Source organism: Rossellomorea sp. NS-SX7, from assembly GCF_052828565.1.
Map to the genome: position 1 here is coordinate 1,327,305 of NZ_CM128249.1, position 13,239 is coordinate 1,340,543.

Here is a 13,239-nt window from a genome sequence, read left to right on the forward strand (position 1 = left end):
CTAAGGGTAAAGGGGGAAGATTGTTGAATAGACCAAAGATAGGATTAGCCCTTGGTTCAGGTGGAGCTAGAGGATTTGCACATTTAGGTGTCTTAAAGGCATTTGATGATGAAGGAATCCCAGTGGATATGATTGCCGGAAGCAGTATGGGAGCACTGGTGGGCTGCTTGTATGGAGTGGGTCATCGTATGGAAGATCTCTATAAATTATCCACCACCTTCAGAAGAAAATACTATTTGGATTTCACCGTCCCCAAAATGGGATTCATCGCTGGCAAGCGGATAAAAGAATTCATACAGTTATTTTCTCATAATAAAAATATTGAAGATTTAAATATACCTGTGAGTGTTGTCGCCACTGATATTACCAATGGTGAAAAAGTGGTCTTTACAACAGGGCCGGTATCCAGTGCAGTCAGGGCAAGTATAGCAATTCCAGGGATATTCGTGCCTGAGAAAATCAATGGCCGCCTGCTGGTTGATGGAGGAGTCATCGATCGGGTCCCTGTTTCTGTTGTGAAGGAAATGGGTGCTGATATCGTCATTGGCGTGGACGTTTCCCACGTCAAACGAAATGCGGAAATCACAACAATTTATGATGTCATTATGCAAAGTATTGATATCCTCCAGCTTGAAATTGTGGCTCATAGAGAATTTGCTTCAGATTTCATGATCAGGCCCCATGTGGAAATGTACAGTACACGGGCATTCAAGAATATTGAAGAAATTATCGATATGGGGGAAGAAGAGGCTAAGAAGGTCATTCCTTCTATTAAAAAAGCGTTGGAGGAGTGGAAGGGGTAAATTCTATGAAGAACAGAACGCTGATTCGGATCCTGGTCCTGATGACTGTATTTATCGTCGCAACATCCTTTTATTATCTTCCCTATTATGTAACGAAGCCTGGCAGTGCCCATGAGCTTGATCCCATTGTAAAAGTAAAGGATGGGTACGATGATGAAGGTGAGTTTATGCTGACAACTGTCAGGATGGGAAAGGCAAACATTTATGCATATCTTATAGCCAGTATTAAAAAGTATGAGTTTATCTATCCTGTTGAGGAAATTAGAAACCCTCATGAAAGTGATGAAGAATACAACATCAGGCAGCTGCAACTGATGGAAAATTCACAAAATTACGCAATAGAAGTTGCTTATAAAGCGGCGAATAAACCTTTTCACTATAATTATAAAGGTATTTATGTACTGAATGTCTATCCATCCATGCCTGCCGAGGACATATTGAAACCGGGTGACCGTATCACAGCGATAGATGAGCAGGAATTTGAATCATCCGAGGAGTTCATTCAATATGTGGGGAAGAAAAAGAAAGGTGACAAAGTAACGATTAAGTTTATTAGAGATGATGAAGAAATGTCAGAAACGCTTCTCTTAAAGGAATTCCCCGATATGCCTGATAAAATAGGACTAGGCATTTCATTAAGTGATGATAAAGAAATTGTGACAGATCCTGAAGTGTCCCTGCAAACAGATGAAATTGGCGGACCTTCCGCCGGTTTGATGTTCAGTCTTGAGATTTACAATCAATTGACTGAATACGATTTGACTAAGGGTTATCAAATTGCAGGTACAGGAACAATTTCAGAGAATGGGGAAGTTGGGAGAATTGGGGGAATCGAGCAGAAAATCATCGCTGCTGACAAAGCAGGTGCAGCCTATTTCCTTGCCCCAAACGATACGATATCGGAAGAAATACAGGAAAAACTTCCTGAACTTGAATCCAATTACTCAGCGGCAAAAAAGACAGCAGAGGATATAGGGACAGACATGAAAATCATACCGGTAAAAACATTTGATGATGCCATTACGTTTTTACATTCCCTCCCTGAGAAAAATTAAAGAAGAGAGACTGCCTGAATGCAGTCTCTCTTCTTTGTTAAAATGAAAGGAATTCTACTTCATCATAATCGGTGGCTGAGACCATTCCAGACGAAGAAGCTTTTTCCTGGCTTCAGACGACGGAAGTCCAAGTGAATAAATTTCAGCAGCTTTTATATCCAAGTAGATATCTTCTTTGTCTGCACTTGAAAGTTTACTTATAAGTGGAAGACCCAGCGACTTCTTCCGTGTATGGAGGAATTCTTGTCCTTTTCGATTCATTCCAAGTAATCTGATATATGCGGGAGCATGATGTCTTTTGTTCATCTCATCCTTTGTGGTATTGGACAGAATATGAAGAGACATTCGCTGTAAACGTGTCCATGTGTATCTTTTGGTTTTCAGCCTGTTCATGAAGTCCTCGAAAGAAAGTGCTGCCCTTGCGCTCTCGATGATTCGATTCTCAATGCCTTCTTCGATTTCATAGATCTCTTGCAGCTGAGAAGGAGAAGAGGCTATTATTTTATACTGCAGTAATGGCCAATAATTCTCCCATCGATGATAATTCCCAAACTCCTTCCTGTATTCTTCAAGTACGTTAAGGGTCTCACCAGGAATATATCGATTGATGACGTTTTCTTTTTGTTCAGGATCAAAAAGGTTTTTGCGGATACTGGTTGCACTTGCAATCGATGGAGATGAGAAGTGCTCATCATGATAACCTGCTGATTCGCGTGTGATTGTATACGCATTTAAACTCGGGGCAACTGCATTCCGTGCCTCGATGTAATGATAGCCCAATATATTATTCGGCTTGCTCAAATCGATCAGGTCTTCGTTACCTTTTAATTCCTTGAAAGCTTTTGATAATGCTGTGGGATAACTTAAGCCTTCATCGACAAAGCGCTTAATGGAAGTATTGTATGTATGTTGATTATCATGAATCAAATCGACGGTTTCCTCAAATGAGGCAATCCCTCCGTCTTCACTGCCAAAGCAAAAGCTTTCACAGCCTATTTCATGAAGAAGGGATATGGATCCCTTCGCAAAGACTTCTGCATGCTGTGTAGCAAAGGAATAAGGCAGTTCAATGACCATATCAACCCCTGCAGCCAAAGCCATCTTAGTGCGAGCCCATTTCGATACAAGTGCAGGTTCCCCGCGCTGCAAGAAGTGCCCGCTCATACAGGCGACAACAACATCTGCCCCCGATGCTTTCTTTGTCTCATTCAAATGATGCAAATGTCCATTATGAAACGGATTATACTCAACCACAACCCCAGTTGTTTTCATTATTTTATCTCACTCCTTTTAATTTGAACTTAATCTCAAATCCACTTCAAATATATAATTTATATAAGTATCATATCGGATATTAATAAATATTTGAAACAGATTATAATAAAGCGTTATAATTGCAACACTGGTACAGTAATAAGTGTAAAGAAAAAATATTGACAAACGGTAATATCAAGTCTATAATTACCTTTGTTGCCTTGAGGTGATGACATTGAAATGGTCAATTATACAATTACAAAAATTCAGGGATAAAGGACTTGCTCTTGATGAAATGGTCACTTTCGAAGACCCAAAGGAAATTGATCCCCAAGTCAGAGAAGTATCCCCGATTCATGTTACAGGTAAAGCAGACATAGGTTCCAACCGTGTCACCTTTCATCTGCACTTGGAAGGGAAAATGGTCTTGCCTTGTTCGAGAACCCTTGTGGACGTGGATTTGCCAATTGATCTTAAAACGATCGAAACATTCCTGCTTTCAAACACTGAGTATGATCAGTATGAAGAAGAGGAAGTTCATCGTATCGAAGGCGATGTAATTGATTTAAAACCAGTAATCAGAGAGTTGCTGTTACTTGAGATACCACTGCAGGTAATCAGTGATGAAGCGAGAGAACAGGATAAGCTTCCTTCCGGTAAGAACTGGGAAGTATTGACGGAAGAACAAGCTTATGAAGTCGAAGAGGAAAAAGAGCAAAAGGTTGATCCTCGACTCGCTGACTTAGCAAAGCTTCTTGATCAAAACAAGAACTCTTAAAAGCGAAGTACCAGTTCGTTCTGGCTTCATAATATTTTTATCTCTTTAAGGAGGTGGGAAGAATGGCAGTACCTTTTAGAAGAACATCTAAAACAGCAAAAAGACAACGTCGTACACACTTCAAACTACGTGTACCTGGTATGGTAGAATGCCCAAACTGTGGTGAAATGAAACTAGCACACCGTGTTTGCAAAGAGTGCGGAACGTATAAAGGAAAAGAAGTTGTAAACAAATAATCGATTTACAACTAGTTGTAAATATCATTTACAACCAATAAAAAAGCGTGAAGAGACCATGGCTCTTCACGCTTTTTTTTATTGCAATACTGTTCATTTATATTGAATCAATTTACACTATAGAAAAAGGAGGGATTATAAGATGGGAGATTATATCATACATAAAAATCAACATGGGGTACTTCAATTCATCATCAACAGGCCTGAAAAGCGGAATGCCATCAATTATGAAATAATGGACGGGTTGGAAAAAGCTCTGAAAGAGTGTGAAGGTAATCCGTCCATTAAGGCATTTGTCATTACTGGCAGTGGAGAAGAGGCATTTTGTTCAGGAGGGGATTTATCTGAATTCCATCGTCTGAAAACAGAAGAAGAAAGTTATGGGATGCTAAGCAAGATGGGACGGATATTGATCGAACTGGCTTTTCTTCCAAAGCCGACGCTCGCATTTATTAATGGTACTGCGATTGGAGGCGGCTGTGAGATTGCGGCAGCTTGTGACTTAAGGATCGCTAAAAAAGGGGTAAAGATGGGATTTGTGCAGGGGAATCTGGCCATCACCACAGGCTGGGGCGGCGGCACACTGCTGCATAAACGCATTACATCACCGAGGGCATTATCTCTCTTGATGACAGCAAGTTTGTACGAAACTGAAACGTTAGTTGAAATGGGCTTTATAAATGAACTAGTGGGAAGGACAGAAGATTTCAAGGATCTACCTCTCCTAAATGCCTTATCCTCTAAAACCACCGATGTCCTTCAGGCATACAAACAGCAGCAGTTGAACGGATGGGACCGTAAGAACATGGAAAAAAACATCGAAAGTGAAATCCGTCAGTGCTCCAAACTATGGGCAATGGATGAACACCACCAGGCGGTTGACCGCTTCCTGGCAAAGTAGCCTGGGGATTATGTAATTATTTCGTTGTCTGTTATTCTGTTGATTCTATCTACTCTAGTAAGTGCATATGCATGAATAAATGGATCTTACAGGAGGGATGGAAATGTCTTCAAATAGACAGGATGCTTGGAATCAGGATGAGGATGTAATACTTGCTGAAGTGGTATTGCGCCATATCCGTGAAGGCGGTACACAGCTTAAGGCCTTTGAAGAAGTGGGCAGGAAACTTTCAAGGACTTCCGCTGCATGCGGATTTAGATGGAATTCATTTGTCCGTAAACAATATAAATCAGGTATTGAGTTGGCAAAAAAACAACGAAAACAATCGAAGAAGCATACTCCTCTAATAAAGAAGTCTCTACAGGGGGAAAATCAGGCACTGCCTCCTGTTCATGCAGAATCCGGGCAAAGTATGCCAGATACCTTCTCAATGAGCAGCATGATACAGTACTTACAAAAAGCGGAGGAAGCAGTTAGAAATGAAGCAAAGGTAAAAGAAGAAAATACAAAGCTTCATGAGGAAATCTCTCATTTAACAAGTAAGTTAGAGCAGGCTGAAACAGAATTAAAAGAATACAAAAGCAAGTTTACTTTACTTGAAGAGGATCATAAATCGCTTTTGACGATTTTTGAAAAGGCAAGAAAAATGGCTCTTTTGCAAGGTAATGAAGAAAAAGTCAAATTCCAAATGGATAAGAACGGAAATCTTCAAAGGGTCAATAAATGAATCCATAATGAAAGGCTGGCTAGCATTGCACTAGCCAGCCTTTCCGGTTATTTAGCTGATTTTTTGTTCTTTGACACCAAGTGGATACCAGACCATAGGATTCTGCCCCAAATCTCGTTCTACATCATAAGTGACAGCCTCAAACCCCATTTTCTCCCAGAAACCTTGGGATTTTATGCGTGAATTCGTCTTGATGGGAAGCCCAAATCCTTTTGCGAATTCAACGAGCAGTTTGCCGTATCCTTTACCTTGATATCTAGGAAGAACCTCAAGTTTCCATAATTCCAGATAATTTTGAGGCGGATCAAAGTATTGGTCGAATCTTGCCTCCCTCTGATACAAGCTCATTCTTGCAATCAATGTATCTCCAAAGTAAATACCGTAAAAAGGTGATTCACTATCATTTTCAATGATGTTCGCCTGCAGGTCTTCAAGCATTGATAACTCTTGAACACCATATTCTTTAAACTTCTTAAACTCTTCAAGAGTCTTGTAATTCACTTTTAATTTTTCAACTTTTACTGCCATCTTTTTTACCTCCTACTAATGCTTCATGATACTCTGTAAGGAACGGAATCACTTGAATCCGTTTACACCACTGAGAAAAATCATGTGGTTATTTATTATTATTATATAACAAATAAACAAAAAATTCTGCACTTAATTAAGAAAACGTTTACAATAAAGAGGAGGATTTCGACGAGTTTTGTAGAAATCTTTATATGAATTGCTGTTTTTTTGAAGAAAGGGGAGATAATGTGCAGAAAGTCTTAATTGCAAACAGGGGAGAGATCGCTTCAAGAATCATTAAAACTTGTAAACAATTAAATATTCAGACGGTTGCTGTCTATTCTGATGCAGATGAGGATATGCCTTTTGTCAAGGAAGCTGACATCGCTCATCGAATCGGTGAACCGCCAGTTAACAAATCTTATTTAGTTATAGATACTATTCTTGAAGTGGCAAAAAAAGAAAACGTAGATGGCATTCATCCAGGTTACGGTCTGTTATCAGAGAATGGAGAATTTGCGAAGAGAGTATCAGAAGAAGGCTTTACCTTTATCGGACCTCATCACAGCATCATTCAAAAGATGGGAGACAAAGTAGAGGCAAGAAAGGTGATGCAGGAGGCTCAGGTTCCGGTTGTACCGGGAAGTGACGGCGGAGTGGACAGTATAGAGTCCGCTAAGGTGGTTGCAAAGGAAATTGGTTACCCTGTCATGCTTAAGGCGAGCGGCGGAGGCGGCGGAATCGGTATGATTCGCTGTGAAAATGAGCAAGCGCTCGTTCAAAGCTTTGACTCTACAAGAAATCGTGCAAAAGCATATTTTGGAAAAGATGAAGTATTCCTTGAAAAATGTGTGGATAATGCGCGGCACATTGAAGTGCAGATATTTGGAGATGGGCAGGGGAATATCGTCCATTTATTTGAACGAAATTGCTCTGTTCAAAGACGTAATCAAAAAGTGATAGAGGAGTCCCCATCTCCTATGTTGTCTGAGAAGACAAGACAAGCGATGTATGAAGCTGCAGTCAAGGCAGGTAAGGCTGTAGATTATACCAACGCCGGGACGGTTGAATTCATCGTTGATGAAGAAGAAAACTTCTACTTCCTTGAAATGAATACAAGATTACAAGTGGAGCACCCGGTTTCGGAATCTGTTACAGGTCTTGATTTGGTCAAATGGCAGCTCCTGGTGGCGTCTGGAGAGCCCCTCCCATTAATAAATCAAGATGAAATCACATCTAACGGTCATGCATTGGAGTTCAGGGTATATGCTGAAGATCCAAAAACGTTCTATCCTTCCCCAGGATTAATCAATACGCTGGATTGGGGTAATAGTGAAGATGTGAGGATTGATTCAGGATATGTGCAAGGGAATAAAGTCACTCCTTTTTATGATCCGATGATTTCCAAATGTATCATTTACGGTAAAGATCGATCAGAAGCAATAGAAAAAGCCAGAACATTCTTCGCAGGAGTGAAAATCGAGGGGCTAAAAACGAATGTAAATCTCTTTAAGGAAATCATTGACGAAAAAGAGTTTCTGGATGGAACATATACGACTAAATGGCTTCAGGATTATTTGACTGCAAATCGAACATAAGAAGATTTAAGACAATTGGAGGAAACGATAATGAAAGAAATTACAGCAGCTATGGCAGGAACAGTATTAAATGTTTTAGTAGAACAAGGCGGAAGTGTCGCTGCAGGGGACACGGTACTCATGCTTGAATCAATGAAAATGGAAATCCCTGTAGAAGCCGAAGCAGAAGGTAAAATCGCAGAAATCAAAGTAAACATCGGAGACTTCGTAAACGAAGGCGACGTATTACTCGTCCTTGAAGGATAAGAGAGCTTTGCATATTGGAATGTATTAATTTCCGGACGAATATTGAGGAAGATATATTCTGAAAAAACGACGGAAAATGATTTTATGGTAAGTGACTGTTCCAGCTGTTTGTTGTAGTGGAAGACGAAGACTCCTGCGGGAAAAGTAGCTAATGTGAGACCTGTCCAGCTCTAGCGACTAGAAGCTCGAGACATAAGCAATGCCATCCAAAAGGGCAAAAAGCGCCTTTGTGGCTGCCCTGTCTTATGCTAGCCGCCTCTGAGCAAGCCGCCTCCGCTTTTCTTCCCGCAGGGAGGCACGACCGAGGAGGCTCACGGGCTACCCGCGGAAAGCGAAGTCTTCCACGGAAACGAACAGCGGAATTAACAGCCAACGCTACATAACGAACAAAGGGGGATTCATATGACTGCATCTAAAACATTCATAGATACACTCAATGAAACAAAAGAAAGAATAAGTGCCGGCGGACAGCCGAAATACCATGAAAAATTAAAGGAACAAAACAAAATGTTCGTCCGTGATCGTCTTCAACTATTATTTGATAATGGAGATTACCAGGAAGACGGGATGTTCGCGAACAATAAAGCGGATGACCTGCCTGCGGATGGAGTAGTGACGGCCATCGGGAAAGTTGGCGGACAAACGGTCTGTGTCATGGCTAATGACTCTACCGTAAAAGCAGGCTCTTGGGGTTCAAGGACTGTAGAAAAAATCATTCGTATCCAAGAAACCGCTTTGCGATTGCAGGTTCCTATCTTTTATTTAGTGGATTCTGCAGGTGCGCGGATTACTGATCAACTTGAAATGTTCCCTAATCGGAGAGGAGCGGGGAAAATTTTTCATAATCAAGTAAAGATGTCAGGCATGGTCCCACAGGTTTGTGTCCTTTTCGGGCCGTCTGCGGCAGGGGGAGCGTATATACCGGCTTTCTGTGATATCGTTATCATGGTTGATGGGAATGCTTCCATGTACCTCGGCTCACCTCGTATGGCAGAAAAAGTAATAGGGGAAAAAGTCACTCTTGAAGAGATGGGCGGTGCAAGAATGCACTGCTCAGTAAGCGGCTGCGGTGATCTGTTGGCTGCATCTGAAGAAGAAGCGATCAAAGAGGCAAAAAGATACCTGGGTTATTTCCCGGCGAACTATAAAGAGAAGCCTTCTGTTGAAGAAGGGATGGCGCCAAAGACTGAAAAGCTTCTTGAAGATATCATCCCTCAGCATCAAAATGCCCCATTTGATATGTACGAGGGAATTAACACACTGATTGACGAAGGCAGCTTCTTTGAAATGAAAAAATTGTTTGCACCGGAGCTAATCACAGGGTTTGGCCGGATGGACGGGAAAGTGGTAGGGATCATTGCCAACCAGCCAAAGGTAAAAGGCGGCGTTCTGTTCCATGATTCTGCCGATAAAGGGGCTAAATTCATTCAGCTGTGTGATGCTTTCCATATTCCTTTATTATTCCTTGCTGATGTTCCGGGCTTTATGATTGGAACAAAAGTGGAAAGAGCAGGGATAATCAGGCATGGAGCCAAGCTTATCGCGGCTATGAGTTCAGCAACTGTGCCAAAAATTTCTGTCATTGTAAGAAAAGCATATGGAGCAGGATTATATGCCATGGCAGGACCGGCATTCGATCCGGATGTCTGTATTGCCCTTCCGACGGCACAGATTGCCGTGATGGGACCTGAAGCAGCAGTCAATGCAGTCTATTCCAATAAAATTCAGGCTATTGAAGATCCAAAAGAGAGAATCAAATATGTTCAAGAGAAACAACAAGAATATAAAGAACATATCGATATCTATAAATTGGCTTCAGAGTTGATCGTTGATGAAATTACGGCACCTAATGAGCTGCGTTCTGTTTTGATCGAACGTTTTAAATTATATGAAACGAAGGAAGTCCAGTTCAGTGAGAGAAAGCACCCGGTATATCCGGTGTAATCATTTTAGGAAAGTAGACTTGTTCCCGCGTATTTACGGGAACAAGTCTTTTTAAACTGCATCATTCTTTATACCCATTGTTTTCTGCCGGTGAAAAATTTGCTAAACTATGATTAAGTACTTATCAATTCGTATTTAATGAAGGAGAAGTCATGAAGATTGGAATTATCGGAGGAGGAGCGATCGGGCTTCTATTCTCCCATTATTTAAGTAAAAAGTTTGATGTCACACTTCTCGTGAGAAGAAATGAGCAATTGGAAGAAGTTAACCGCCTTGGTGTCACCGTTAATTTGGGGGGCCATTCCGACACGGCATACTTACATACCGAAAGATTGTCTGAAAGCAGGATGGAATATGATTTAATCATTATCGCTGTTAAGGAATATAGCCTCGATTCGATTCTATCGAACCTGGTTGATTCGGATGCTCAAATTCCTCTATTCTTCTTGCAGAATGGTATAGGTCACATAGAACGGGTTAAAAAGCTCCCTCATTTTTCACTGCTGGCCGGTTCTGTAGAACATGGGGCATTGAAAGAAAATGATCACTCTGTGACCCATCTGGGCATAGGAAGAACAAATCTTGCTTTGATTAGAGGAGAATCAAGTAGTATAGAAGAATTATTAATACAACAAATAGAAAATTTTCCATTTGTTCTTCAAGACGACTATGAAAAAATGTTGATAAAAAAATTATTTGTCAATGTCTTGATCAACCCCCTTACCTCAATTGCTGGGGTAGCAAATGGAAGATTACCGGAAAACCCACACTTCCTTCATATTCAACACAAGTTATTTGAAGAACTGCAAATCCTTTTTCCTCACATGAAGGATCACATTCACTTCCAGGAGATATTGGACATATGTTACAGCACGTCAGCTAATCGTTCATCCATGCTGAAAGATATTGAAGAACACAGAAAGACAGAAGTCGAGACCATTCTGGGGTCCTTATTGATGAAGGCTGAAAAAGAAAACCATTTTGTACCCATCATGAAAACACTTTACGAATTAGTTAAAGGAATAGAAAGAGAAAGTCAGGGGGGGTAAAATGGCTTCTATTTTTTCTACGGTCATTGCCATATTTGTGATTATTCCATTTTTGGGGTATTTCATCAGTTTTATCATTGCGAAGGAAGTAATGAAGAATCACCGGAAAGCGTTTCATCTTGCAATTGATGTGACAACGTTTTTACTGATGGTGTCCGTTCATTTTATTGTTCTCGCGATATGGGATACATCATATTTATGGTTGATATTCTTATGTGTTTGCTGCGTTGGTTTGATATTCGCCATTTTATATTGGAGGGCAAAGGGTGAGATTCACTACCCGAAGCTGCTAAGAGGTGTATGGAGGATAAATTTCCTTTTGTTTTTCGCTGCGTATATCACTTTGATGATCACGGGGTTGATCCTTAGGATCATTGAACTGAACTAGTTGGCAAACACAGGCAGTTTTTTTCCTTTTCAGCTAGTGAAATGTTATACTCTTCGTTAGGAAATAAAGAGCTAGAAAAGGAGTAGTAGTTCATATGGAATTGGAGAATCTGAACATTCCGGCAATCAACCAGTTTGCTTCACTTTATATAAATCAGAAAGAACCTGTGACTTCTTTTTTTCACTATAATATAAATCAGCCTGATGTCTATACACGGAGATTGGAAGATTTGAAACATCGTGAGTTTCCGCGTGAAGAGCTTGCAGGATGTATCGCTTCATATATGACGGGGCTTCCTTCAGCATTTGAAGTGGAGGAGTCTTTAGAGAAATTCAAGAAGGGTGCTGTGACTGTCGTAGCAGGTCAGCAGGCGGGTTTACTGACGGGGCCCTTATACACCATACATAAAATTATTTCGATCATCAAAATGGCGCGGCAGCAGGAAGAAGCTTTGAATCATCCTGTTGTGCCTGTATTCTGGATTGCCGGAGAAGATCATGATTATCAGGAAGTGAATCACATTTACCTGGAAAAAGGCAACAAAATCGAGAAGGCGGGTTATCCGGAACGAGTACTCGAAAAGAAAATGACCTCAGATATTTCCTTCGATAAACATGTAATGAAGAATTGGGTGAAGGAGATCGTCCAGACCCTTGGTGAAACCCGGCACACCAACAAACTTGCCTTTGAATTGAACAAAATGATCGATGCTGAGGGTGATCTTGTCAGGTTCTTCGCTCATTTTGTGATGCATCTGTTTAAGGAATCCGGTTTATTGGTGATAGATTCTGCGTATCCTCCTTTAAGGAATCTCGAAAAGAATCATTTTCATCATTTGATCGAAAGCAGTCAGAACATTACAGATGCAGTACTCCAGCAGCAGGAAGAAATTAAAAAGAACGGGTTCTCCACACAACTGGACATTTCTCCTGAAGCAGCGAATGTATTTATCAACATAAATGATGAGCGTTCATTATTGGAAAGACAAGGCTTCGATTTCAAAGAGAAAAATAGCGGAAGTGTAATCCCGGGCAGGGAATTACTGGCGATGCTCGAAAAGTCTCCTGAAATATTCAGCAACAATGTGGTGACTAGACCGATGATGCAGGAATGGCTGTTTCCGACCCTTGCCTTTATTGGAGGACCAGGCGAAATCGCCTACTGGGGTGAATTGAAGAAAGCATTTGAATATACTGGATTGAAGATCCCCCCTGTCGTTCCTAGATTGAGCATCACCCTCCTTGAAAGGGAAGTAGAGAAGAAATTGAACCAACTCGGCCTGTCGCTGCCGCAGGTATTGATTGGAGGGGTCAATGAAGAAAGAGAGAAATACTGGAATTCAATAAAAGTACCAACGTTAGAAAGAGATATTGCCGAACTCGAACAATTGCTTCAACAAACATACAGCCATATTCGTGATAAATCTCAGCGTATCGATCGGGGATTGAATCAGATCGTGGACAAGAACTTATCCATCCATCTTTATCAATTTGATTACTTGAGGAAGAGGGCAGATAAGGCTCTTAGGGAAAAACATGACAAAACATTTTCAGACTTCACTAAAGTGGAAAATTGTCTCCGTCCTAATAATGGACCGCAGGAGAGAACCTGGAACACTCTCTATTTCCTTAATAAATACGGAGAAAGCTTTATTCAGGACTTGACCTCCCTCCCGATGGATTTTGATGGGACACATAAGGTTGTTTACTTGTAATGTTCAACACTTAATTAGTAAATAGTAGAGGACTTC

The 13,239-nt window shown here is 40.9% G+C and carries 14 protein-coding genes; 12 read left to right on the forward strand and 2 right to left on the reverse strand.

Features of this window, described 5'->3' with window-relative positions; all coding sequences use genetic code 11:
• The first annotated feature begins 23 nt into the window (after positions 1 to 23).
• A complete protein-coding gene (locus ACUXV2_RS06505) occupies positions 24 to 803 on the forward strand; it encodes a patatin-like phospholipase family protein (RefSeq protein ID WP_446246226.1) in 780 nt (259 codons plus the stop codon).
• A gap of 5 nt (positions 804 to 808) precedes the next feature.
• Positions 809 to 1,858 (forward strand): SepM family pheromone-processing serine protease, encoded by a 1,050-nt coding sequence (locus tag ACUXV2_RS06510; protein WP_446246227.1) that lies wholly within the window; start codon positions 809 to 811, stop codon positions 1,856 to 1,858.
• Positions 1,859 to 1,912: 54 nt separating this feature from the next.
• On the opposite strand, the gene ACUXV2_RS06515 is transcribed toward ACUXV2_RS06510, so the two are convergent.
• Complete coding sequence (locus tag ACUXV2_RS06515; RefSeq protein ID WP_446246228.1) at positions 1,913 to 3,130, reverse strand: nucleotidyltransferase; 1,218 nt, start codon at positions 3,128 to 3,130, stop codon at positions 1,913 to 1,915.
• A gap of 217 nt (positions 3,131 to 3,347) precedes the next feature.
• On the opposite strand from ACUXV2_RS06515, the gene ACUXV2_RS06520 reads away from it, so the two are divergent.
• The 4 genes from ACUXV2_RS06520 (at position 3,348) to ACUXV2_RS06535 (ending at position 5,754) form a co-directional block, all read left to right on the forward strand.
• Complete coding sequence (locus ACUXV2_RS06520; RefSeq protein ID WP_446246229.1) at positions 3,348 to 3,890, forward strand: YceD family protein; 543 nt, start codon at positions 3,348 to 3,350, stop codon at positions 3,888 to 3,890.
• 62 nt (positions 3,891 to 3,952) lie between these two features.
• Positions 3,953 to 4,126 (forward strand): 50S ribosomal protein L32, encoded by a 174-nt coding sequence (rpmF, locus tag ACUXV2_RS06525; RefSeq protein ID WP_032088947.1) that lies wholly within the window; start codon positions 3,953 to 3,955, stop codon positions 4,124 to 4,126.
• A 142-nt stretch (positions 4,127 to 4,268) separates the two neighbouring features.
• Positions 4,269 to 5,027, forward strand: a complete 759-nt coding sequence (locus ACUXV2_RS06530) for an enoyl-CoA hydratase/isomerase family protein (protein WP_446246230.1) — start codon at positions 4,269 to 4,271, stop codon at positions 5,025 to 5,027.
• A gap of 103 nt (positions 5,028 to 5,130) precedes the next feature.
• Positions 5,131 to 5,754, forward strand: coding sequence for an RsfA family transcriptional regulator (locus ACUXV2_RS06535; RefSeq protein ID WP_446246231.1), 624 nt, complete (start codon positions 5,131 to 5,133; stop codon positions 5,752 to 5,754).
• Between the two features lie 51 nt (positions 5,755 to 5,805).
• On the opposite strand, the gene ACUXV2_RS06540 is transcribed toward ACUXV2_RS06535, so the two are convergent.
• On the reverse strand, positions 5,806 to 6,282 hold the full coding sequence (locus ACUXV2_RS06540) for an N-acetyltransferase (protein WP_446246232.1): 477 nt from the start codon (positions 6,280 to 6,282) through the stop codon (positions 5,806 to 5,808).
• A gap of 230 nt (positions 6,283 to 6,512) precedes the next feature.
• Between ACUXV2_RS06540 and ACUXV2_RS06545 the strand changes: the two genes are divergently transcribed.
• From ACUXV2_RS06545 to bshC, 6 genes are all read left to right on the forward strand, one after another.
• Positions 6,513 to 7,862 (forward strand): acetyl-CoA carboxylase biotin carboxylase subunit, encoded by a 1,350-nt coding sequence (locus ACUXV2_RS06545; protein ID WP_446246233.1) that lies wholly within the window; start codon positions 6,513 to 6,515, stop codon positions 7,860 to 7,862.
• 30 nt (positions 7,863 to 7,892) lie between these two features.
• Positions 7,893 to 8,108, forward strand: a complete 216-nt coding sequence (locus tag ACUXV2_RS06550; protein ID WP_446246234.1) for a biotin/lipoyl-binding carrier protein — start codon at positions 7,893 to 7,895, stop codon at positions 8,106 to 8,108.
• Between the two features lie 402 nt (positions 8,109 to 8,510).
• Positions 8,511 to 10,052, forward strand: a complete 1,542-nt coding sequence (locus tag ACUXV2_RS06555; RefSeq protein WP_446246235.1) for an acyl-CoA carboxylase subunit beta — start codon at positions 8,511 to 8,513, stop codon at positions 10,050 to 10,052.
• A gap of 152 nt (positions 10,053 to 10,204) precedes the next feature.
• Positions 10,205 to 11,101: a ketopantoate reductase family protein gene (locus tag ACUXV2_RS06560; RefSeq protein WP_446246236.1), complete on the forward strand. Its 897-nt coding sequence runs from the start codon at positions 10,205 to 10,207 to the stop codon at positions 11,099 to 11,101.
• A gap of 1 nt (position 11,102) precedes the next feature.
• Complete coding sequence (locus tag ACUXV2_RS06565) at positions 11,103 to 11,489, forward strand: DUF3397 domain-containing protein (protein ID WP_446246237.1); 387 nt, start codon at positions 11,103 to 11,105, stop codon at positions 11,487 to 11,489.
• 94 nt (positions 11,490 to 11,583) lie between these two features.
• Positions 11,584 to 13,203, forward strand: coding sequence for a bacillithiol biosynthesis cysteine-adding enzyme BshC (bshC, locus tag ACUXV2_RS06570; RefSeq protein WP_446246238.1), 1,620 nt, complete (start codon positions 11,584 to 11,586; stop codon positions 13,201 to 13,203).
• Positions 13,204 to 13,239: the final 36 nt, after the last annotated feature.

Bases quoted from the DNA above. Each gene is read 5' to 3' on its own strand.
- ACUXV2_RS06550 (WP_446246234.1), top strand. From the start codon at position 7,893: ATGAAAGAAATTACAGCAGCTATGGCAGGAACAGTATTAAATGTTTTA.
- bshC (WP_446246238.1), top strand. From the start codon at position 11,584: ATGGAATTGGAGAATCTGAACATTCCGGCAATCAACCAGTTTGCTTCA.
- ACUXV2_RS06540 (WP_446246232.1), bottom strand. From the start codon at position 6,282: ATGGCAGTAAAAGTTGAAAAATTAAAAGTGAATTACAAGACTCTTGAA.
- ACUXV2_RS06555 (WP_446246235.1), top strand. From the start codon at position 8,511: ATGACTGCATCTAAAACATTCATAGATACACTCAATGAAACAAAAGAA.
- ACUXV2_RS06560 (WP_446246236.1), top strand. From the start codon at position 10,205: ATGAAGATTGGAATTATCGGAGGAGGAGCGATCGGGCTTCTATTCTCC.
- rpmF (WP_032088947.1), top strand. From the start codon at position 3,953: ATGGCAGTACCTTTTAGAAGAACATCTAAAACAGCAAAAAGACAACGT.
- ACUXV2_RS06515 (WP_446246228.1), bottom strand. From the start codon at position 3,130: ATGAAAACAACTGGGGTTGTGGTTGAGTATAATCCGTTTCATAATGGA.
- ACUXV2_RS06510 (WP_446246227.1), top strand. From the start codon at position 809: ATGAAGAACAGAACGCTGATTCGGATCCTGGTCCTGATGACTGTATTT.
- ACUXV2_RS06535 (WP_446246231.1), top strand. From the start codon at position 5,131: ATGTCTTCAAATAGACAGGATGCTTGGAATCAGGATGAGGATGTAATA.
- ACUXV2_RS06565 (WP_446246237.1), top strand. From the start codon at position 11,103: ATGGCTTCTATTTTTTCTACGGTCATTGCCATATTTGTGATTATTCCA.
- ACUXV2_RS06530 (WP_446246230.1), top strand. From the start codon at position 4,269: ATGGGAGATTATATCATACATAAAAATCAACATGGGGTACTTCAATTC.